Annotated in this window: 15 protein-coding genes; 11 read left to right on the forward strand and 4 right to left on the reverse strand. The window is 71.4% G+C overall.

The window, feature by feature from the left end; all coding sequences use genetic code 11:
- Nucleotides 1-238: 238 nt before the first annotated feature.
- On the reverse strand, nucleotides 239-1,786 hold the full coding sequence (locus tag ACFCZF_RS07695; RefSeq protein WP_376670887.1) for an MFS transporter: 1,548 nt from the start codon (nucleotides 1,784-1,786) through the stop codon (nucleotides 239-241).
- A 185-nt stretch (nucleotides 1,787-1,971) separates the two neighbouring features.
- Between ACFCZF_RS07695 and ACFCZF_RS07700 the strand changes: the two genes are divergently transcribed.
- From ACFCZF_RS07700 to ACFCZF_RS07710, 3 genes are all read left to right on the forward strand, one after another.
- Complete coding sequence (locus tag ACFCZF_RS07700; RefSeq protein ID WP_376670888.1) at nucleotides 1,972-2,592, forward strand: TetR/AcrR family transcriptional regulator; 621 nt, start codon at nucleotides 1,972-1,974, stop codon at nucleotides 2,590-2,592.
- Nucleotides 2,593-2,673: 81 nt separating this feature from the next.
- Nucleotides 2,674-3,375, forward strand: coding sequence for a ribonuclease HII (locus ACFCZF_RS07705; RefSeq protein WP_376670889.1), 702 nt, complete (start codon nucleotides 2,674-2,676; stop codon nucleotides 3,373-3,375).
- 68 nt (nucleotides 3,376-3,443) lie between these two features.
- The gene (locus tag ACFCZF_RS07710) at nucleotides 3,444-4,085 is read left to right on the forward strand and encodes a hypothetical protein (RefSeq protein ID WP_376670890.1); all 642 of its coding nucleotides are present in this window, start codon (nucleotides 3,444-3,446) and stop codon (nucleotides 4,083-4,085) included.
- Nucleotides 4,086-4,270: 185 nt separating this feature from the next.
- Here ACFCZF_RS07710 and ACFCZF_RS07715 read toward each other — a convergent pair whose 3' ends face one another.
- Nucleotides 4,271-4,885, reverse strand: a complete 615-nt coding sequence (locus ACFCZF_RS07715) for a hypothetical protein (RefSeq protein WP_376670891.1) — start codon at nucleotides 4,883-4,885, stop codon at nucleotides 4,271-4,273.
- Nucleotides 4,886-5,166: 281 nt separating this feature from the next.
- Entirely contained in the window at nucleotides 5,167-7,332 is a 2,166-nt protein-coding gene (locus ACFCZF_RS07720) for a RecQ family ATP-dependent DNA helicase (RefSeq protein ID WP_376670892.1), read from the reverse strand.
- A gap of 143 nt (nucleotides 7,333-7,475) precedes the next feature.
- Between ACFCZF_RS07720 and ACFCZF_RS07725 the strand changes: the two genes are divergently transcribed.
- The 7 genes from ACFCZF_RS07725 (at nucleotide 7,476) to ACFCZF_RS07755 (ending at nucleotide 18,922) form a co-directional block, all read left to right on the forward strand.
- Complete coding sequence (locus ACFCZF_RS07725; RefSeq protein WP_376670893.1) at nucleotides 7,476-9,032, forward strand: DUF4192 domain-containing protein; 1,557 nt, start codon at nucleotides 7,476-7,478, stop codon at nucleotides 9,030-9,032.
- Between the two features lie 598 nt (nucleotides 9,033-9,630).
- Nucleotides 9,631-11,550 (forward strand): glycogen debranching N-terminal domain-containing protein, encoded by a 1,920-nt coding sequence (locus ACFCZF_RS07730; protein WP_376670894.1) that lies wholly within the window; start codon nucleotides 9,631-9,633, stop codon nucleotides 11,548-11,550.
- Between the two features lie 131 nt (nucleotides 11,551-11,681).
- Nucleotides 11,682-12,440, forward strand: coding sequence for an NUDIX domain-containing protein (locus tag ACFCZF_RS07735; RefSeq protein WP_376670895.1), 759 nt, complete (start codon nucleotides 11,682-11,684; stop codon nucleotides 12,438-12,440).
- Nucleotides 12,441-12,563: 123 nt separating this feature from the next.
- Nucleotides 12,564-14,915, forward strand: a complete 2,352-nt coding sequence (locus tag ACFCZF_RS07740) for an ATP-binding cassette domain-containing protein (protein ID WP_376670896.1) — start codon at nucleotides 12,564-12,566, stop codon at nucleotides 14,913-14,915.
- 160 nt (nucleotides 14,916-15,075) lie between these two features.
- Nucleotides 15,076-15,963, forward strand: a complete 888-nt coding sequence (gene whiH / locus ACFCZF_RS07745; RefSeq protein ID WP_375919969.1) for a sporulation transcriptional regulator WhiH — start codon at nucleotides 15,076-15,078, stop codon at nucleotides 15,961-15,963.
- A gap of 424 nt (nucleotides 15,964-16,387) precedes the next feature.
- Entirely contained in the window at nucleotides 16,388-17,920 is a 1,533-nt protein-coding gene (locus ACFCZF_RS07750; protein ID WP_375919966.1) for an RNA polymerase sigma factor, read from the forward strand.
- A 147-nt stretch (nucleotides 17,921-18,067) separates the two neighbouring features.
- Nucleotides 18,068-18,922, forward strand: coding sequence for a trypsin-like serine protease (locus ACFCZF_RS07755; protein WP_376670897.1), 855 nt, complete (start codon nucleotides 18,068-18,070; stop codon nucleotides 18,920-18,922).
- A gap of 111 nt (nucleotides 18,923-19,033) precedes the next feature.
- Here the strand turns inward: ACFCZF_RS07755 and ACFCZF_RS07760 are convergent, their stop codons facing one another.
- The gene (locus ACFCZF_RS07760) at nucleotides 19,034-19,264 is read right to left on the reverse strand and encodes a hypothetical protein (RefSeq protein WP_055419847.1); all 231 of its coding nucleotides are present in this window, start codon (nucleotides 19,262-19,264) and stop codon (nucleotides 19,034-19,036) included.
- A gap of 440 nt (nucleotides 19,265-19,704) precedes the next feature.
- On the opposite strand from ACFCZF_RS07760, the gene ACFCZF_RS07765 reads away from it, so the two are divergent.
- On the forward strand, nucleotides 19,705-21,828 hold the full coding sequence (locus ACFCZF_RS07765) for a type IIA DNA topoisomerase subunit B (RefSeq protein WP_376670898.1): 2,124 nt from the start codon (nucleotides 19,705-19,707) through the stop codon (nucleotides 21,826-21,828).
- The last annotated feature ends 131 nt before the right edge of the window (nucleotides 21,829-21,959 follow it).

Raw genomic sequence — 21,959 nt, forward strand, 5'->3', positions numbered from 1 at the left:
CCGCTGTGCGAGGCATGAGCCCCGCACAGCCCGGAGCGTCACGAGGGGGTGGGTCATGGGGGTCTTGCTGTTGCCGGTCTTCGTGCTGCTGTTCCTCGTGCTGCTGTCCCGCGTGCTGCTGTCCCTCGTGCTGCTCGCCCGGTCGAGCGCGTCGCCGACCGCGAGGAGCCGGGGCGGGCACCGGCAGGCGTGCGTGACGCCCGCCGGTGGACACCGCCCGGCCCGCGGTAGCGCACCGTCAGCCGATTCCCGGCCCGGCCGAGCCGGACAAAGCCTCCAGATCGCTCTTGCGTACCCGGATCACCAGCCACGCCGTGGCCAGGGCGAGTACGGCCATGGCGGCAGCCGGAAGGAAGGCCGCCGAGATGCCCTGCGCCAGTACCTCGTGCCCCCATGGCGCCGGCAGCTGGTGCGTCTGGGCGAACTCCGCCTTCTGTTCCGCGGAGCCGTTGGTGAGGAAGTCCGCGCCCTGTTTCTCCGCCTCGTCCTTGGTGGCGGTGCCGAACACCGTCGTCAGGATGGCGAGGCCGATCGATCCGCCCACCTGCTGCATCGCGTTGAGCAGGCCGGACGCCGCGCCCGCCTCGTGCTGGGCGACCCCGGAGACGGCGGTCAGCGTCAGCGTCACGAAGTTCAGGCCCATGCCGAACCCGAAGATCAGCATCGGACCGAGGACTCCGCCGACGTAGGAGCTGTCGGAGCTGATCAGGGCCTGCCAGCCGAGCCCGACCGCGGCGAGTGTCGAGCCCAGGACCATGAACGGCTTCGGGCCGAACACGGGCAGGAACCGCTGCGACAGCCCCGCCCCGAGCGCGATCACCACCGTGACCGGGAGGAAGGCCAGACCGGCCTGGATGGGGGTGTAGCCCAGCACGTTCTGGACGAACAGCACGATGTAGAAGAACATGCCGAACATCGCAGCGGCCAGGCTCAGCATGATCACGTACGTGCCGGCGCGGTTGCGGTCGGCGAACATCCTCAGAGGGGTGATCGGTTCCTTGGCCCGCGACTCGATGAACGCGAAGGAGAGCAGCAGGATCACCGCGGCCGCGAAGGAACCGATGGTCAGGTTGTCCCGCCAGCCCTCGTCCGCGGCGCGGATGAAGCCGTAGACGAGGGACGCCATGCCCGCCGTCGAGGTCACCGCCCCGGCGATGTCGAAGCGTCCGGAGTGCCGCTCGGACTCGCTGATGTACAGCGGGGTGAGCACGGCTATCAGGACACCGATCGGCACGTTGACGAAGAGCACCCAGCGCCAGTCGAGCCACTCGGTGAGCATGCCGCCCGCCAGCAGGCCTATGGCGCCGCCGCCCGCGGACACGGCCGCGAAGACGCCGAAGGCCCGGTTGCGTTCCGGTCCCTCGGGGAAGGTGGTGGTAATGAGGGCCAGCGACGTGGGCGACGCGATGGCGCCTCCCACACCTTGCAGGACGCGCGCCGCCAGCAGTTGCCAGGGTTCCTGGGCGAAGCCACCGAGCAGCGAGGCGAAGGTGAACAGCAGGATGCCGGTCATGAAGACCCGGCGACGGCCGAGGATGTCACCGGCTCGGCCGCCGAGCAGGAGCAGACCGCCGAAGGTGAGCGTGTAGGCGCTGACGACCCACGTGAGGTCGGTGGTGCTGAAGCTGAGCGCTTCTTGAATGTGCGGGAGAGCGATGTTCACAATCGTCGCGTCGAGTACCACCATGAGTTGGCAGGCCGCGATGACCGTGAGCGCGATGCCGGGACGCCCCTCCCGGCGGGCCGCTCCCGGCTTCTGGTCTTTGATCAGAGAAGAGGTTGTCACTATGTGTCCCCCACGACTGACTTAGTGAACGCTGGCGTTCACTGTTGCTTCAACGTTAGTGACTCCCCGACAGTGAACGCAAGCGTTCACTTTTTGTGCGGCCGTGCGCGTCGTCCCCCGTTGTGGCCGCGCGGCTTGCCCCTGACCCCGAAAACCCGTTTCCCCGCTTCCTGGAGACCCTCGACATGGTTGCTTCGCACTGGGCGGCCGCCTCCGCCCAGACACCCTCCCGCAGGCGTGGCGCGGTCCTCGAACGCGCGATCCTCGACGCCGCGCTGGACCAGCTCGGCACCGTCGGCTGGAACGGCCTGACGATGGAGGGTGTGGCCGCCGGAGCCCAGACCGGCAAGGCGGCGGTCTATCGCCGCTGGCCGTCCAAGGAGGACCTGGTCGCGGACGCGCTCCGGTCCGGGCTGCCGCGTTTCGACACGGTGCCCGACCTCGGGAGCGTGCGCGAGGACCTCCTGGCGCTGTGCCTGAGGGCGCGCGACGCGATGTTCTCCCGCCCGGGGTTCGCCTTGCGATCGGTTATTCACGAATGCGACAGCATGCAGGCAGAGCGTTTCCATGCGGTGATCCTCAAGGGGGTGGTCGAGCCGACTCTCACGATGCTCCGTGAGGTCATCAACCGTGGAATAGAGCGGGGAGAGGTCCGGCGTGACGCGGCGAACGGATACGTCTTCGACGCCATCCCCGCGATGATGATGTACCGGTCGAAGATTTGTGGAAGCGAATGGACCGACCAGGAGATCGAGGAAATGATCGACCAGCTGATGGTTCCGCTGCTGCGGCCCGACGGCGCCTGACCCCCGGCTGCGTGGGCCCTGGTCCCGTTCGGGGAACCGGGGTGTCGCCGGAGGTTCGAGGCGGCGTACGCTAAGCACGCCATGCCGTACGAACCACCTACTCACACCGTCGAGCGCTCTCTCCGCGCCACGACCGGAGCGAAGATCATTGCCGGTGTCGACGAGGTGGGGCGCGGTGCTTGGGCCGGGCCGGTCACCGTCTGCGCCGCGATCACCGGACTGCGTCGGCCCCCGGCCGGCCTCACCGACTCCAAGCTGCTCACCATCAAGCGACGCACGGAACTCGCCGTGGAGCTGCGGACCTGGGTGACCTCCTACACCCTGGGGCACGCCTCTCCGGAGGAGATCGACGCGCTGGGGATGACCGCGGCGCTGCGACTCGCGGCGGTGCGCGCCCTGGAGACCCTGCCGATCCGTCCCGACGCCGTCATCCTCGACGGCAAGCACGACTACCTCGGGACGCCTTGGAGGGTCCGTACGGTGATCAAGGGCGACCAGTCCTGCGTGGCCGTCGCGGCCGCCTCGGTGCTCGCCAAGGTCCAGCGCGACAAAATGATGGCCGAACTGGGTGTCGACCATGCAGACTTCGGTTTCGCGGACAACGCCGGGTATCCGTCACCCGTGCACAAGGCCGCACTGGCGGAACGGGGACCCACCCCGCACCACCGGTTGTCGTGGGCGTATCTTGATGCGCTGCCCCAGTGGCGGCACCTCAAGAAGGTCCGCAGTTGGGTGGACGGAAGCGTTCCGGAAATCGAGGGCCAGCTCGGATTCGATTTCTGACGGTTCCGCTCGCAGGTATGTGCCACCCGCCGACGCGAGCCGTACCAACGTTTGATAAATATCAGCTCATGCCTCTCATTCCCGAGGAGCCTCAGATTCACGAGCAGGCCCAGGGTCCCCGCGCCACTCCGGCCAGCGGCCGCACCGCGCCGACCCCTCGCCCCGTACCCGGCCCCCGCCCCGCGGCTCCGCCGCGCCCCGGCCGTCCCGGTCCCGCGCGGCCGGCGCCGCCGGCGCAACGCGTGTCGCGCGACACGGCCGCGACCAAACCCGGCCCGTCGGGTCCGGCTGCTCCGGCAGCCGCCCCGGCAGCCCCGCCCGCCCCGCAGATCCAGCTGATCCCGGCCTCTCCCGAAGGCGCGCTCGACGCCGCCGAGGAGGCCGTGGACCTGCTGCTGGACTCGGGTCGCACCCCCGGTGACGTGCTGGTGATCACCACCGGCGAACCGCACCCGTGGGCCGCCCACGAACTGTCCTTCGGCGATGCCGCCTACTGGGCGCAGCACGACGCGGGCGACGACGTCTTCTACGCGGACGCCGCCGTCGCGGACCGTGCCGCGTCGAGGGCCGTGGTCGTGGTCGCGCTCAGCGGCGGCCCCGAAGCCGCCGCTGTCACCGCCCTGTCCGTGGCCCACTCCCGGGCCGGCGCTCTGCTGATCGTCTGCGGTGACCCGCAGCGGATCAACTCGGTGCTCGGCGCGGGCGTCTGAGCCACGTCCGCCGCGCGCGGCGGACGCCGGTGTGACACGGGGGCCGCCGGGTCGGCCCCCGCACGGTGGCGGCTTCGGCGTGCCCGGACGGCCGACGTCCGCTGGGCGGCGTACGGGTGTCGCCAGGTGCTTTCACAGACCTGGGCGTCGCGGCGCGACCCCGTATCGCGCCGCGCCCGTGGCGCTCAGCGAGCCGCCGCGCGGCGCAGCACGTCCGAGGCGACGCCGCCGGTGCGCGGTGGCGGTGGCGGCGTCTCCGACGTGGCGAACGGCTCCGGCGTCGACGCCGCGTTGGGTCGGCGCCCCCCACGGCCCTCGCCGAGGACCTGCCAGCCGTCACGGGTCAGCGTGATGTACGCACCGCAGCGCAGCCCGTGCAACGTGCACGCGTCCCGCAGTCCCCACATCCACGCGCCGTCCTCCTCAGTCCAACGCGCGTCGCCCTCGCGGCAGTAGAGCAGCACGGCGGTGCGCACCGGAGTGCGGCGCCGCAGGTCGTGCGGGATGACCCGGCGAAGCTGGGCGAGCAGCGCGTTGCGGAACATCCATCCGTCGGCCGGGGCCCGGCGGCTGGTGAACGAGGCGCTCGCACGCAGTCGTTCGTCCGGATCGAGCACGGCCACGATCGCGGTCGCCGGCCCGGGGCGATGCCGCGAGTGCAGTCCCCCGACGATCTCCCGTGGATTGCGCAGCAGCGGGATCCCGGCGGCGGCCCACTCCGCCGGTTCGAGCATGCGAGTGGCGGAAGCGGCGGACGACGACAGTGAAGCCGCCGAGGACGGAGCGAATCCGAAGGTCACGTTCCTCCCTTCGGCTACGCGCCCACACTGCGGGCGGGGTCGGATTCGGGGGAGCGCGCACCGCAGTGAAGCCCTGCCGGATCACGGACGGGCCGTGCGGGGAGCGGACTTCAATTCTTCCTGTCGAACTTGGTTGCGGCAACGAGCAATTGGGGCCGACGACCGTTATCGGATGATGCGCGTCCTATATCCCTACCCAGAGCGCACCCGGGTGACGCACGGGACGCCCCACCCGCAGCGGCGCGGAGCTCGGGTCAGGCGACGTGCGCCGCGGCGGACGATCAGCCCTGGACGGCCAGGACCAGTGGCAACACCCCCCGGGCGCCGGCGCGGCGGAGCAGCCGGGCCGCCACCGCGAGGGTCCAGCCGGTCTCGGTGCAGTCGTCCACGAGGAGAACCGGGCCCTCAAGTCCGGTGAGCGTGGTGGCGAGGGCCGACGGCACCGTCAGCGTGCCGTCGAGTGCCTTGAGTCGCTGCGCGCTGTTGCTGCGGGACGCCCTGGACGCCTCGCCCGTGTACTCGACCGAACCGAGCAGCGGCAGCCGGCCGACCTCGGCGATGCGCGCACCGAGCGAGTGGATCAGCTGAGGCCGGGTGCGCGAGGCGACGGTCACCACCCCGACTGGACGTGCCCGGCCGTCGGCCGCGCCCGCGGCCCAGCCGCCGGGACCCTTTGCCCAGTCGGCCAGCACAGCCACGACGGCCTTCGCGACATCGTCCGGTACGGGGCCGTCCGGAGCCTGGGCGGAGAGCATCGGTCGCAGCCGGTTGCCCCAGCCGATGTCGGACAGCCGGCCCAACGCCCGGCCGGGCTCGGCTTGTTCCCCGGCCGGAATGCGCCCCTTCAGTTCGACGCCGATGGCCGGCAGCCCGGTGGGCCACATGCGGCGCGGCTCCACCTCGACGCCGGCCCGGCCCAGATCGACCCGCGCGGCGTCGAGGGCGTCGGTGGAGGTGTCCGCGGTGAAGCGCGGGCCCGCGCAGTTGTCGCAGTGGCCGCAAGGCTTGGCCCCCTCGTCGTCCAGCTGGCGTTGCAGGAACTCCATCCGGCAGTCCGTCGTCGAGGCGTAGTCGCGCATCGCCTGCTGCTCGGCCTTCCGCTGTCGCGCGACCCAGTCGTACCGCTCCGCGTCGTACGCCCACGGCTGCCCGGTCGCGATCCAGCCGCCCTTGACCCGCTTGACCGCGCCGTCCACGTCGAGGACCTTGAGCATGGTCTCCAGGCGGGAGCGGCGCAGCTCCACCAGTGGCTCCAGAGCGGGCAGGGACAGGGGGCGCTCCGCACCCGCGAGGATGTCGAGCGTGCGGCGCACCAAGTCCTCCGACGGGAAGGCCAGCGAGGCGAAGTACTCCCAGATGGCCTCGTCCTCCTTCCCCGGCAGCAGGAGCACCTCCGCGTGCTCGACACCACGCCCGGCACGGCCGACCTGCTGGTAGTACGCGATGGGGGAGGAGGGCGAACCCAGGTGCACCACGAAACCCAGGTCGGGCTTGTCGAACCCCATGCCCAGCGCCGACGTGGCGACCAGCGCCTTGACCCGGTTGGCGAGCAGGTCGTCCTCGGCCTGCTGCCGGTCCGCGTTCTCGGTCTTGCCGGTGTAGGAGGAGACGGTGTGGCCGCGCTGCCGCAGGAAGGCGGTGACCTCCTCGGCCGCGGCCACGGTGAGGGTGTAGATGATGCCGGAGCCCGGCAGCTCGTGGAGGTGGTCGGCGAGCCAGGCCATCCGGTGCGCGGCGTCGGACAGTCGCAGCACGCCCAGGCTGAGGCTCTCCCGGTCCAGCGGGCCGCGCAGCACCAGCGCGTCCGACGTACCGCCGGTGCCCAGCTGCTCCGCCACGTCGGCGGTCACGCGCGCGTTGGCGGTGGCCGTGGTCGCCAGGACGGGCACACCGGGCGGTAGATCGGTGAGCATCGTGCGCAGCCGCCGGTAGTCCGGGCGGAAGTCGTGGCCCCAGTCGGAGATGCAGTGGGCCTCGTCCACCACGAGCAGCCCGGTCGCGGCGGAGAGCTTGGGCAGCACCTGATCGCGGAAGTCCGGGTTGTTGAGCCGCTCGGGACTCACCAGCAGTACGTCGACCTCGCCCGCGGCGATCTCGTCCTGGACCGTGTCCCACTCCTCCGTGTTGGAGGAGTTGATGGTCCGGGCGCGGATGCCGGCCCGTGCCGCGGCCTCGACCTGGTTGCGCATCAGCGCGAGCAGCGGGGAGACGATCACCGTGGGCCCGGCTCCCCGGTCACGGAGCAGCGCGGTCGCCACGAAATAGACCGCGGACTTGCCCCATCCCGTGCGCTGGACGACCAGGGCCCGGCGCCGGTCGGCGACCAGCGCCTCGATCGCCCGCCACTGGTCCTCCCGCAGCCGGGCGGTGCCGGAGGCGTCCCCGACGAGGCGGGCGAGGACCGTGTCGGCCGCTGTCCGGAGATCCGCGTTGCTCGTGTGCTCCATGCGTTCCATACAACAGGACGGGACTGACAGCCGGGCGGTGGGGCGGGACGGAGTGGTCGCCGGGAGCCGCCAGGTGACGTGTCCCTGATGGGAGTTATCCACAGGGCAAAGCGGAACTTCTCGATCCGCGAGATCGTCGGGCCATGACGAACCACAGCGAAACGACTGGATCCTCCGAGAACGGCGACATCCCGGGCCCCGTGAAGCCCGGCCGGACGGCCCGCACCCGGTACGACGGCCCAGGCGACGAGCACCAGATCACCCTGCGCACCCCCGCAGAGTTGGCCGACGCCCTGCCGTACCTGCTCGGGTACCGCCCCGAGGACAGCATCGTCCTGGCCGCCCTGCGCGACAGGGACGGACGGGGCCGTTTCGGCGGTCGGGCCCGGCTCGGCATTCCCGCGAACGCGGACGACTGGGCGGGCGCCGCCGGGCAGCTGGTCCACGGCCTGGTGACCGGCAGCGAGCGCCGAGGCGTGCGGCCCGAGCAGATGGTCGCCTACCTCTGCCAGGAACCGGCGCGGGGCGAGACCGGCCGGGAGGTGATGGAGCGACTGCGGCCGCTGGCCCAGAGGCTGCGCGTCGAGTGCGGCGCCCTCGACGTACCGGTCGTCGAGGCGCTGTGCATCTCGGCGGGCCGATTCTGGTCGTACTGCTGCGACGAGGAAGCCTGCTGCCCGGCGGAGGGCGTGCCCATGGGGCTGCCGGGCACGTCCGTGCTGGCCGCCGCGGCCACCTACGCCGGAATCCAGGTGCGCGGTTCGCTGAGCGAGCTGCGGGCCAGGTTGCTGCCCCGGGAGAACGCCGCGGCACGCGAACAGGAGGCGGCCCTGGACGCGGCCGCCGTGACAGTGGTCTCCAGGATCCTCGATGACGCCGGACGTTCGGACGTGGCCGAGGAGACGCTGGATCTGGCGCAGCGGGTCATGCGACGCCTTGCCGACGCACCGCCCGTGTCCGGCATGCCCGCCGAGGATCTGCGCGACGACCAACTGCTCGCGCACGACGACGCGGCGGCGCTGATCCTCGGCCTCCAGGACCGTACGACCCGTGACCGAGCGGCGGAGTGGATGGAGGGTGACGAGGCGGGACCCGCGTTGCGTCTCTGGCGGGCCCTGGCCCGTCGCTGCGTCCGCTCCTACGGCGAACACGCGGCCGCGCCCCTCACTCTCGCGGGCTGGGTCGCTTGGTCCGCCGGCGATGAACTGGAGGCCCGGGAGGCTCTGGCCATGGCACTCGGCGCAGATCCCGACTACCTCTTCGCCCGGCTCCTGCACCAGGCGTGCAACGAGGGCCTCGATCCCGAGTCGGTCCGCCGCTGCCTGCGAGCGGAGCGCGGGGGTCGTGGAGGCAGGGGAGCCGACGGCGCGGACGGGGAAGAGCAGGCCGACGGGCCCGTGGAACGCGAGCCGGCCGAGCCCTCGTCCGCTCCCCAGGCGCCACCCGGCCGCCGGCGTCGCACGCGCTCCGCCGTCCCGGCCGATGGAGTCCGTCGCCGTGCGAGGGCGCAGGGCCGTGAACCGGGCGGGAGGATCGGGCGTCCCCGCACTCCGGCGGGTGGTGAACGCCCGGGCGGCGCACGGACGGTCCGAACGCGGTCGCGCGCCTCGGGGGCAGAGGTCACGGGCCGGAAGGATGCCTGCGCGGAATGGGCAAGCGCGGGAGAGCACGGGACTGAAGGGGGCGAAGAGCGAGCCTGAAGAGGCTGGGGACTCCGGGCCCGACGGTGGTCGTCGGGGGAAGCCGGACGTCGGCAAACGATCGGCCGGCGACGGGCGCCGTACGGCATCGAACTCGGTGTCTTTCCGCCGTCGTGGCCGGTTGGCAGGTACCGGCGGACAGGGGTGGGGTAGGCGGACCCGCGCCTTCATCTGCCGGGCAACCCGCCGCAAGCGTGTCCCGGAGGACACCCGTTCCGTTCACCTGAGTGGCGGAACGCCCGGACGGGCCGGGACACCGCACCGCAGCCGTCCGGTCGGACCCCACACGGCGCCGTTCCGCTGGAGGCGCACCGAGCAAAGAGGGAGCCCTCCCATGCACCAGCCGACCCCGCCCTTCGCCGCCCCGGGCACCGCTGCCGTCGGACGGAGGACCACACTGCCGTCCCTCGCCGTTTCCGTGGCGCATGCCGGAAGGCGCGGCTCTGGGCAGGGACAGAACGTCGGCCCGCCGACGGTCCGCCCCCGGCCGGGGGCGCCCCTCCCGTCGTCGTGGTCGGGTGCGGAGCCGATGACTCCGCGGAGTGCGCCGTCCGCGACGCCGCACAGGCCCGGGGACCTGCCGCCCGCTCACAGGACCATGATCGGCGTCGCCCTGCCCGGCCTCGTGATCTCCACGGAACAGGGGCAGCTGACCGGCCTGGGGCTGGAGGGGTTCTACCGCGCGGGTCGGCGCCTGCTCTCCCGGTGCCGTCTTCGCGTGGCCGGTCGTGAACCTCTCCCGTCGCACGCCCGGATGACGGGCGCCCACCGTGCCCGCTTCGTGGGGACGCTCCGGACGTCGTCCGCGCCGGGGCCGGACCCGGACGTCATGGTCGAGCGGACCCGGGACGCCGACGGTACGGAGCGGATCACGCTGCGCAGTTGGGCGCCCCACCCACTGCGGCTGCCGGTCGAGGTGGCCCTCGGTACGGACCTGGCCGACCTGGGGTCGATCGCCGCCGGCCGCGCGGGCCCCGCCTTGTCGGCCAGTGTCCACGACTCCGGCCTCCGGTGGTCCGGCGCCGCGGGCAGCGCGTCGGTCACGGCCGTCCCGCCGCCCGCCGAGGCGCTGGCCTCCGCCGGACTGCTGCGGTGGGAGTTCCTACTGCCTCCGGGCGGCAGCACGAGCCTCGAGCTGCGGGTACGACCGGACGGCGCGGGTCCGCTCCGGGCGGTGGGCCGCACGGCGGCCGACCCGCTGGCCTCCGCGTACGCCACCGGCGACGACCCCGCGGTCCCCGCCCTCCTGCGGACCAGCATCGAGGATCTCCGAGCCCTGCTGCTGCGCGACCCCGCGCATCCCACCGACGTCCATCTCGCGGCCGGCGTCCCCTGGCGCTGCGGTCCGGCCCCCGCCGAGGCTCTCGCCGCCGCCCGGATGACACTTCCGCTCGGCACCCGGCTCGCCGCCGGAACGCTGCGGGCCCTCGCCCGCACCCAGTACCGCGGCACCGGTCCGCGGTCCGGCATGATCCCCGGACCCAGGCGTGACACCGGCCCGTACCTGCCGCCGGGCTGCACCGGCACCGAGGCGACCCTGCTGTTCCCCGTGGTCCTCGCGGAGGCCCGCCGCTGGGGGCTCTGCGAACAGCAGACGCGGGAGCTGATGCCGGCGGCCGAGCGGTGTCTGGCCTGGCTGCGCGCCACCGCCGGGAACGGCACGTACGTACCCGATCCGCACCCGGACGGCCCCGTCCGGTGCGAGACCCAGGCTCACGCCCACCGCGCCGCCCTGGTCGGCGCCGAGCTGCTCGATGACTTCGGCAGACCGGGTGGTGACGGACTGCGGCAGTGGGCCCGGCGGCTGCGGACGGCGTTCCAGCGGGACTTCTGGATCGACGACCCGGCAGGCGGACGGCCCGCGGCCGCACGAGCCCCGGACGGACGCCTCGTGCCGCACCTGAGCGCGGCCGCGGTTCACCTCCTCGACACCGGGCTGCTCGGTGGGGGCACCCTGGCCCCGGGCCTGCTCGACCCGGTGCGGACCGGCCGACTCGCCCGGCTGCTGGGCAATCCGGCCATGGACTCGGGCTGGGGGCTGCGCGGACTGGCCGAGAAGGAAGCGGGCTACAACCCCTTCGGACATCGCGCCGGGGCGGTACGCGTCCAGGAGACGGCGATCGCGGTGGCGGGTCTGGCCGCTGCCGGTCACGAGAAGGAGGCGGGCTCGCTGCTGCGCGGCGTAGTGGCCGCGGCGGGCACCTTCGGCCACCGCCTGCCGGAGATGTACGCGGGCGAGCAGCGCACCGACGCGAGCGTGCCCCTCCCGCACCCGGCGGCCTGCCGTCCCGCCGCCACCGCGGCTGCCGCCGGGGTGCTGCTGCTGACCACGCTCGCGGGCATCCGCCCCGACGCCCCGGCCAAGGCCGTCACCCTGCGTCCCGTACGCGACGCGCCTCTGGGGGAGCTCGGACTCACGGGGCTGCGGGTCGCCGGAGCGCCGTTCTCGGTCCGGGTCAGCCGGCTCGGTCTGGCCATGGTCGAAGAGGCCGCCGACGGGCTGCAACTAGGAGCCTGACCTGGCAGTACGTGGCCCCGCACGGCGTCCGGGGAACGGACGGCGAGGCGCGGGTCCCACCGAAGTGGATCAGCCGACGAAGCGGTGGCGAAGGGAGTGTTTATCGTCAGGAAGACGACTATGATCGCCGCATGCCCTACGACCCGTCAGCCTTTCCGCCCTTCGCCGTCACTGTGGACCTGGTCGTGCTGACCGTGCGCCGCCACTCCCTGTGCGCGCTGGCGGTGCGCAGGGGCGAGCCGCCGTTTCAGGGCCGCTGGGCCCTGCCCGGCGGTTTCGTACGGGCCGACGAGGACCTGGCGCAGGCGGCGGCGCGGGAGCTGGCCGAGGAGACGGGACTGTGCGTCCACGACCCGGTCGCACCCTCCCAGGACAACGGCGCCCACCTCGAGCAGCTCGCGACGTACGGCGACCCCGAGCGCGACCCCCGGATGCGCGTGGTCAGCGTCGCCCACCTCGCGCTCGCTCCCGACCTGCCCGCACCAAGGGCGGGCGGTGACGCCAGCAACGCGCGCTGGGCGCCGGTCGAGGAACTGCTGGAGCAGGCTGGTTACGGCCATGACGGCGAGCCGGTGGCGCCGCTCGCCTTCGACCACGCCCAGATCCTGGCGGACGGGGTGGAACGGGCCCGCTCCAAGATCGAGTACTCGTCGCTGGCCACCGCGTTCTGTCCGCCCGAGTTCACCGTCGGCGAGCTGCGGCGCGTCTACGAGGCGGTGTGGAGCGTGGCGCTCGACCCGCGCAACTTCCACCGCAAGGTGACGGGCACGCCGGGCTTCCTCGTCCCCACCGGGGGCACGACCACCCGCCAGGGCGGCCGCCCCGCCCAGCTCTTCCGGGCCGGCGGCGCGACTCTCCTCAACCCCCCGATGCTGCGTCCCGAGGTGTGACGGCGAGCCCGGGCGGGACCCCGGGGCGAACGGCGAACAAGGGATCGACGGGGCCCGTCACCGCGTGCCCGGCAGGCCTTGCCATGCCCGAAAAACCGGATATGGCACGCTATCTTGCTACGGGTGATCCAGGCCTTCGGACTGACCAGCAACCCCCGCAAGGAGCTTCCGCCCGCCGTCGACGACGTCTCCTTCGAGGCGCGCGCGGGCCACGTCACCGCACTGCTCGGAGCAGCGGGCGCCGGCAAGACGACGACGCTCAGACTCATGCTCGAACTCCAGCACGGCCGTGGTCTCACGTACTTCAGAGGCCGGCCCCTGCACCGCATCGCCCATCCCTCACGAGAGGTCGGAGTCCTGCTGGGAGATGTGCCGGGGCACCCGGCCCGCACGGTTCGCGGCCATCTCCGCATGCTGTGCGCGGCGGCCGGGGTTCCCGTCCGGCGGGCCGACGAAGTCCTGGAGTCGGCCGAACTCGTGGGCCTGCGCGGCGAACGCCTCGGCACCCTTTCCCGCGGTATGGACCGACGCCTCGGACTGGCCTGTGCTCTGCTTCCCGATCCGCACACCCTGGTGCTCGACGACCCCGTGGGAGCGCTGTCCGCCGATGAGGCCCGTCGCCTCCACGGCGCGCTGCGTGCCCATGCCGCCCAGGGCGGCACCGTCCTGTTCGGTACGGCGGACCCCAAGGAGGCCGCGCGTACCGCCGATCACGTCGTCACGCTCGAACAGGGCAGAGTCGTCGCCGATCAGGAGGTGGCGGACTTCTCCCGTACACGTCTGCGCCCCCGCGTCGCGGTCCGCAGCCCGCACGCCGCCCGACTCGCCGCCCTGCTGACCAAAGAGGCACGCGCGGCCCGCCGTTCCGTCGAGGTCGTACGCGAAGGCGGCAACCGCCTGGCGGTGTACGGCAGTACCTGTGCCGACATCGGTGAGACGGCGTTCCGTCACGGGATCCTCGTACACCAACTGGCCGACGAGATCGGTGATATGGGCCCCGGGGCGGGCGCGATGCCCGCAGCCCGCCACCTGGGCGCCGAAGGCAGTCGGCCGCCTGAAGCGGGGAAACCGACCGCCCCGCAGGAGCCTCGGCCATCGACCGACGGGTCCACTGCCGCCGGGGAGCCGTCCCCAGTCGTCGACGCCCCACAGCCGCTGTCGGACGCGACGCGGCCGGGGGCGGCCGACGAAGCGCGGCCCTCGGCTGCCGAGGCGCTGCCGACGGTCGCCGGTACCCAGCGCACTGTCGGCGTTCCTGAGCCCCTCCCGGGGGCCTTCCAGCCCCTCCTCGATGGTCCTCGCCCCGGGGCCGGGGCCGGCGCCTTCCCGCCGCGCGCCGACGATCTTCGGCCCATCGGCAGTGCTGGGCAGGCGCCCGCCGCCACGGACCCAGGCGCCGACGCCGCCCCCGCCGTGCCCGCAGACGCTCGTGCTCCCGACCGTCGACCCGTGGCGGGGGTTACTTCTGCTCCTGGCGATGCGCCCGTGCCTGGGGATGCTTCTGCTCCGGACGATGCTCCTGTGGCGAGGGATGCTTCTGCTCCGGACGATGCCCCTGTGACCAGGGACACTCCAGTTCCCGGGGACGCCCGCGCCCTCGCCGCCCCCCGGCGCACACCGCGCCCGTACACCGCCCTCACCCCCGCAGCCGCGGACACCCGGAAGGCGGCGTCCTCGCTTCCGCCTCCCATCTCCGTCCGCTCCGCCCCCAGCCCCCTCAGCCCACTCCGCTACGAACTCCGCCGTGCGGTCGGCATCAGCACCGGGTTCGTCATCGGCGCCGTCGTCCTCGTCGTGTCCGCCGTCACCGCTGTGGTCCTGGCACGCGTCGGGCACACCCCGCAGCCACGACTCCTGGCCGCGTGGCCGCGGGAACTGCCGCTGCCGCCCGCGGCGCTCGGTGCGGGGCTGCTCGGTGCGCTCGCCTTCGGTGACGAGTTCCGCCATCCCGCCTTGGCGGCGGACCGTGGCACGGTGCCCCGCCGGATGGGGCTGCTGACCGCCAAACTCCTCGTATCCGCGGCCACCGCGCTGGTGCTGGCCGCCCTGACGGTCGGCTGCGACGCCGAAGTGCTTCATCTGTTCTACGGACCGGAGCTCGCGAGGGTTCCCGCCGACTGGCCCGCACTGACCGCTGGTTGGCTCGGACTCGTCGTCGGCTGCGCCTGGTCCGGTGTGCTTGCCGCGGGCGTCTTCCGGTCCACCACGGCCGGGCTCGCCGCGGTGGTCGCCGTCCCCGTCCTCGTCGTACCGCTCGTACAAAGGGTCTGGGAGGGCCCGTCCGTGCGGACCGCCGCCGGCTTCCCGATGAGGGTGCGCGAGGTCCTCCTGACGCAGTGGCCGTTCGGTGGCGAGCGGTATCTGGCCGAGGTGCTGGGCGTGATCGTCCAACCCGTCGGCAGTGCACTGACGTTGTCGCTGACCGCTCTGCTCTGCGCATACCTGCTCATGACCCTGCGTGGCAGGGTCCGATGACCCTCGCTCACCCTTCCGGTTCGACCGTGTGCGCAACTCCCCGGGGAAAGCCCATTTCTTTCCGATAAGGCGTCAATTGCGACGGGGTGAGCGATCACCCTTTCGTGTGCTTTTCACCAAAGACCTCAAGGGAGTTGAGGACGGCGCCGACAAAGGATGCGTGAGTACCCTTGCGCACACCATGATGACCGCCGCCCGCTCCGCCGACTCCGGCCTCGCGAACCCGGGCGAACTCGACCGCTACCCCTACGCCGAGGCGCCCGCCGTCGACCGCGTCGGGGTGCCTGCCTGGGAAGGGGTGGAGCCCGAGCTGGGCCGCGTGGGCCGGCGCACCGCGGGCAGCCGTGGCCGCGGACTGCACGGGCAACTCGTCCAGCAGCTGGGCCAGATGATCGTTTCGGGTGACCTGGGCGCCGACCGTCCGCTGGTGCCCGAGGAGATCGGCCAGCGTTTCGAGGTGTCCCGTACCGTCGTCCGTGAGTCCCTCCGCGTCCTGGAAGCCAAGGGACTGGTCAGTGCCCGCCCGAATGTCGGCACGCGCGTGCGTCCCGTCAGTGACTGGAACCTCCTCGACCCGGACATCATCGAATGGCGGGCGTTCGGGCCGCAGCGCGACGACCAGCGCCGCGAGCTCAGCGAACTGCGCTGGACGATCGAGCCCCTCGCCGCGCGCCTCGCCGCCGGACACGGGCGTGAGGACGTCCAGCAGCGTCTGTCCGACATGGTCGGGATCATGGGTCACGCCATGGGGCAGGGTGACGCGCTCACCTTCTCGCGTGCCGACGCCGAGTTCCACACGCTCCTCATCCAGATCGCGGGCAACCGCATGCTGGACCACCTGTCCGGGATCGTCTCCGCCGCCCTGCACGTCTCCGGCGGCCCGGTCACGGGCTGTGACCGGCCGAACGACGTGTCCCTGGCGCAGCACGGCAGGATCGTCGACGCCCTCGCCACGGGAGACGGCGCGGGGGCCGAGGCCGCCATGCGCCAACTTCTGACCGTCCACCCCGAGGTGGAACGCGTGGTGCCCGCCCCGCGCGAACACTGACCGCGTTCCGCCGCAACGGCGCGGGTCGGACACGCCAGACCCCTCCTATGGCAGTGATCGGCCGGTACGCCGCCACCGGACCCCGCGGAATCCTCGTGATTCCGCGGGGTCCGACGGTGTGATGAGAGGCTGAGCGTCCTGGTGCGGCCAGGTCGTACTCGTTGGTGACCTTGTTTGTCCGCGTCTGACCGATTTTGAACGCTTATGGGGTGTGACTCGGGCCACGCGGATTGGGCGTAACGCTCGTGGGAACAACGCGATGACCTAAGAGGTGACAGCCGCGGAGGGAATACGGACGCCGTTCATGGCGCTGTGCATCTCCCCGGCGCGCCCGCGCCGTCGGCCCACTCCCAAGCCGGCGGTCGGCCCCTGTCCGTCATGGATGGGGCCGGAAGCCGTTTTCCAACGTTCCGAGAGGTTGTTCGTGTCGGCCAGCACATCCCGTACGCTCCCGCCGGAGATCGCCGAGTCCGTCTCTGTCATGGCGCTCATTGAGCGGGGAAAGGCTGAGGGGCAGATCGCCGGCGACGACGTGCGTCGGGCCTTCGAAGCTGACCAGATTCCGGCCACTCAGTGGAAGAACGTACTGCGCAGCCTCAACCAGATCCTCGAGGAAGAGGGTGTGACGCTGATGGTCAGTGCCGCAGAGCCCAAGCGCACCCGTAAGAGCGTCGCAGCGAAGAGTCCCGCCAAGCGCACCGCCACCAAGGCGGTGGCGGCGAAGCCGGTGACCAGCAGGAAGGCCGCCGCCCCCGCTACCCCGGCGGCGCCCGCCACCGACCCCGCCGTCGAGGAAGAGACGCCCGCCAAGAAGGCGGCGGCCAAGAAGACGACCGCCAAGAAGGCGGCAGCGAAGAAGGCGACCGTCAAGAAGACGGCGGCCAAGAAGACCACCGCCAAGAAGGAAGACGGCGAGCTTCTGGAGGACGAGGCGGTCGAGGAGCCGAAGGCCGCGACGGAGGAGCCCGAGGGCACCGAGAACGCGGGTTTCGTACTGTCGGACGACGACGAGGACGACGCTCCGGCCCAGCAGGTCGCCGCGGCCGGCGCCACCGCCGACCCGGTCAAGGACTACCTCAAGCAGATCGGCAAGGTCCCCCTGCTCAACGCCGAGCAGGAGGTCGAGCTCGCCAAGCGCATCGAGGCGGGTCTGTTCGCCGAGGACAAGCTGGCGAACTCCGACAAGCTCGCGCCCAAGCTCAAGCGTGAGCTGGAGATCATCGCCGAGGACGGCCGCCGCGCCAAGAACCACCTCCTGGAGGCCAACCTCCGCCTGGTGGTCTCCCTGGCCAAGCGCTACACCGGCCGCGGCATGCTCTTCCTGGACCTCATCCAGGAGGGCAACCTCGGTCTGATCCGCGCGGTGGAGAAGTTCGACTACACCAAGGGCTACAAGTTCTCCACGTACGCCACCTGGTGGATCCGTCAGGCGATCACCCGCGCGATGGCCGACCAGGCCCGCACCATCCGTATCCCGGTGCACATGGTCGAGGTCATCAACAAGCTCGCGCGCGTGCAGCGCCAGATGCTCCAGGACCTGGGCCGCGAGCCCACCCCGGAGGAGCTGGCCAAGGAACTCGACATGACCCCGGAGAAGGTCATCGAGGTCCAGAAGTACGGTCGCGAGCCCATCTCGCTGCACACCCCGCTGGGCGAGGACGGTGACAGCGAGTTCGGTGACCTCATCGAGGACTCCGAGGCGGTCGTCCCGGCCGACGCGGTCAGCTTCACGCTCCTGCAGGAGCAGCTGCACTCCGTCCTCGACACCCTGTCCGAGCGCGAGGCGGGCGTCGTCTCCATGCGTTTCGGTCTCACCGACGGTCAGCCGAAGACCCTCGACGAGATCGGCAAGGTGTACGGCGTCACGCGTGAGCGCATTCGCCAGATCGAGTCGAAGACCATGTCGAAGCTGCGTCACCCGTCGCGCTCCCAGGTGCTGCGCGACTACCTCGACTAGGTCGCGGTCGTACGAGCGGTCATACGAGCGACAAGGCCCGGTTCCACCAGGTGGGGAACCGGGCCTTCGCGTTGACCAGCGGGTGCGCGGTACGGCGGGCTGGATCACTCTGGGTGTTCCATCACCACCTCGGAGTGAGGAGCCTGCATGCGTCGCCTCTTTGCCCGGGCACTGGCCCGGCCGCTGGTCCTGGCGGCCGCGGCGACCGCGATACCGCTGGTGTCCGCTGCCCCCGCGTCCGCCGACAGCATCGTCGTCGGAGGCTTTCCGGTCGAAGTGTCCGACAGCCCGTGGACCGTCGCCCTGTCCAGCCGTGACCGGTTCGGAGGTACGCGGGCGGGACAGTTCTGCGGGGGCGTGGCCGTCGGCCGCACCACCGTGCTCACGGCGGCACACTGCCTGGGCGAGGAGGTTCTGGGGTCGCCGCCCGAGCAGGTGCGCGACCTGAGGGTCGTCGCAGGCCGGACGGACCTGCTCTCGGACCAGGGCCAGGAGATTCCCGTCCGCGACGTCTGGGTGAACCCGGCGCACGACGACGTCAGCAACGCCGGTGACTTCGCGGTGCTCACCCTCTCCGAAGCCCTTCCCGCCGGCTCGGTCATAGGGATGGCGGCGGAGGGTGACCCCGCGTACGGGCCCGAGACGGGAGCGCTCGTCTACGGATGGGGCGACACCTCGGGTGCCGGGGACTACGCGAACGGCCTGCGGGCGGCGCGGGTGCGCGTGCTCCCCGACGCGCTCTGCGAGCGGGCGTATCCGGGAAGCGACGACGGACGGTATCTCGCCGACACCATGCTCTGTGCCGGCGAGGACGTAGGGGGCCGCGATGCCTGCCAGGGGGACAGCGGGGGTCCGCTGGTCGCCCAGGGGAGACTCATCGGGCTGGTGTCCTGGGGGAGCGGCTGTGGGCGCCCGGGCAGTCCCGGGGTGTACACGCGCGTCTCCGCCGTTCTGCGGACGCTGCGGTGGGACTCCGCCGCGCGGCAGCGCGAGGGCGTCTGACGGCCTCTGAGAGCCTTCCGGGCACGAGCACGGGCGGCCGCCTCCGGATTTCGGGGGCGGCCGCCCGTTCGTCGGCCTGTGCCGAGCTGGCTCGTCGTCGGGCGCGTAGCGTCAGCGCTCTTCCTCCGGGGAAGATTCCGGAACGGCCGTCAGCCGCTCCGTCTCGTCCTGTATCTCAGCGGCGATCTTCTTGAGTTCCGGCTCGAACTTGCGCCCATGGTGGGCGCAGAAGAGCAGTTCTCCGCCGCTCAGCAGGACGACGCGCAGGTATGCCTGGGCGCCGCAGCGGTCGCAGCGATCAGCGGCCGTCAGCGGGCTTGCGGAAGTCAGAACAGTAGTCACGTCGCCTCTTCTCTAGCTCGACGAGCTGTCGTACCAGGGTCAACATCCAACCAGCCCCAAAACGTTCCCGCTCGTGGCTTTTCCTCGAAAAAACTTTCCGAGGGGCAGGCTGTTGCCGGTTGGCGGCGAATGTGCCGTATTGCGTGTCTCTGTGTCGTACGGGTTCGCGCAGTCGGTCAGTGTCAGTCCCGCCGGCTGGGTTGCCGGTTTGTTCATGAGGACGTGCCCGGAGCCTAAATGGTTCATGCCTCGAAGGGAACGTGATGTGTACTTCACCCCATCGAGGGATCGAACAGGTATGCGACGCTGGACTAGGGTGTGTCCTCGACGAGGGTGGCGTTACAACGGCTCTACCAGGCCTCGGTACCCTCTGACCGGTGAACCGAGCCGCGCCCTTACCCAGCGGGGCCCCATCTGAAATTCAGCGAGGAGCGAACCGCGTGACCGCCGAGACATCCGTGCCGTCCACTGCGCTGCTGGCAGGAGCAGACCGGGACGGATCCAACTACACCGCGCGGCACCTGCTCGTCCTCGAAGGGCTCGAGGCCGTACGCAAGCGTCCGGGCATGTACATCGGATCGACCGACAGCCGTGGCCTGATGCACTGCCTGTGGGAGATCATCGACAACTCCGTCGACGAGGCCCTCGGCGGTTACTGCGACCACATCGAGGTGATCCTCCACGACGACGCGTCGGTGGAGGTCCGGGACAACGGCCGGGGCATCCCGGTCGACGTCGAGCCCAAGACCGGCCTGTCCGGTGTCGAGGTCGTCATGACCAAGCTGCACGCCGGCGGCAAGTTCGGAGGCGGCTCGTACGCGGCCTCCGGCGGTCTGCACGGCGTCGGCGCATCCGTGGTGAACGCCCTGTCCGCCCGGCTGGACATCGAGGTGGACCGCAGCGGGCACACCAACGCCATCAGCTTCCGGCGTGGTGTTCCGGGCGCGTTCACCGGGCGGGGTCCGGACGCCAAGTTCGAGGCCGGGAGCGGGCTGCGCAAGGCCAAGAAGATCCCCAAGAGCCGCACCGGCACGCGCGTGCGGTACTGGGCCGACCGCCAGATCTTCCTCAAGGACGCCAAGCTCTCCCTGGACACGCTGCACCAGCGGGCCCGCCAGACCGCCTTCCTGGTGCCTGGGCTGACCATCGTCGTCCGCGACGAGTTCGGCCTCGGCGACGGCGGCAGCAAGGGCGAGGAGTCCTTCCGCTTCGACGGCGGTATCAGCGAGTTCTGCGAGTTCCTGGCCAGTGACAGGCCCGTCTGCGACGTCCTCCGCTTCAGCGGGAACGGTAGTTTCAAGGAGACGGTCCCCGTGCTCGACGAGCACGGCCAGATGACGCCCACCGAGGTCACCCGCGACCTCGGCGTCGACGTCGCGATGCGCTGGGGCACCGGTTACGACACCACCCTCAAGTCGTTCGTCAACATCATCGCCACGCCCAAGGGCGGCACCCACGTCGCGGGCTTCGAGCAGGCGGTGGCGAAGACGATGAACGAGGTGCTGCGGACCAAGAAGATGCTGCGCGTCGCCGAGGACGACATCGTCAAGGACGACGCCCTGGAGGGCCTCACGGCGGTCGTGACGGTCCGCCTGGCCGAGCCGCAGTTCGAAGGGCAGACCAAGGAGGTCCTCGGCACCTCGGCCGCCCGTCGCATCGTGAACAACGTCATCACCAAGGAACTCAAGGCGTTCCTGACCTCCACCAAGCGCGACGCCGCTCAGCAGGCCCGCGTGGTCATGGAGAAGGCCGTCGCCGCGGCCCGTACCCGCATCGCGGCCCGTCAGCACAAGGACGCCCAGCGCCGCAAGACGGCCCTGGAGTCCTCCTCGCTGCCCGCGAAGCTCGCCGACTGCCGCAGCGACGACGTCGACCGCAGTGAGCTGTTCATCGTCGAGGGCGACTCCGCGCTCGGTACGGCGAAGCTCGCCCGGAACTCCGAGTTCCAGGCGCTGCTGCCGATCCGCGGCAAGATCCTCAACGTCCAGAAGTCGTCCGTGACCGACATGCTGAAGAACGTCGAGTGCGGCGCGATCATCCAGGTCATAGGAGCGGGTTCGGGCCGCACCTTCGACATCGACGCGGCCCGCTACGGCAAGATCATCATGATGACCGATGCCGATGTGGACGGCTCCCACATCCGGACCCTGCTGCTGACCCTGTTCCACCGCTACATGCGGCCCATGGTGGAGGCGGGCCGGGTCTTCGCCGCGGTGCCGCCGCTGCACCGCATCGAGCTCGTCCAGCCGAAGAAGGGGCAGGACAAGTACGTCTACACGTACTCGGACCGCGAGCTGCGCGACACTCTCATGGAGCTCCAGAGCAAGAACATCCGGTACAAGGACTCCATCCAGCGCTACAAGGGTCTGGGTGAGATGGACGCCGACCAGCTGGCGGAGACGACCATGGACCCACGGCGCCGCACCCTGCGCCGCATCAACCTCACCGATCTGGACTCCGCCGAGCAGGTCTTCGACCTGCTGATGGGCAACGACGTGGCTCCCCGCAAGGAGTTCATCTCCAGCTCGGCGGCGACGCTGGACCGGTCGCGCATTGACGCGTAACCGTGCGTAACCGCTGAGCCGGGCCCGGGGTGTCGAAAACCCCGGCCCCACCCCGTCCCCCCAGCCCCCCCCCCCCCTCCCCACCCCCCCCCCCCCCCCACCTCTCCCGTCCCTCCCCCCGAAAAACCACG

The sequence above is a fragment of the Streptomyces sp. NPDC056296 genome (assembly GCF_042268605.1).
Lineage (GTDB): Bacteria > Actinomycetota > Actinomycetes > Streptomycetales > Streptomycetaceae > Streptomyces.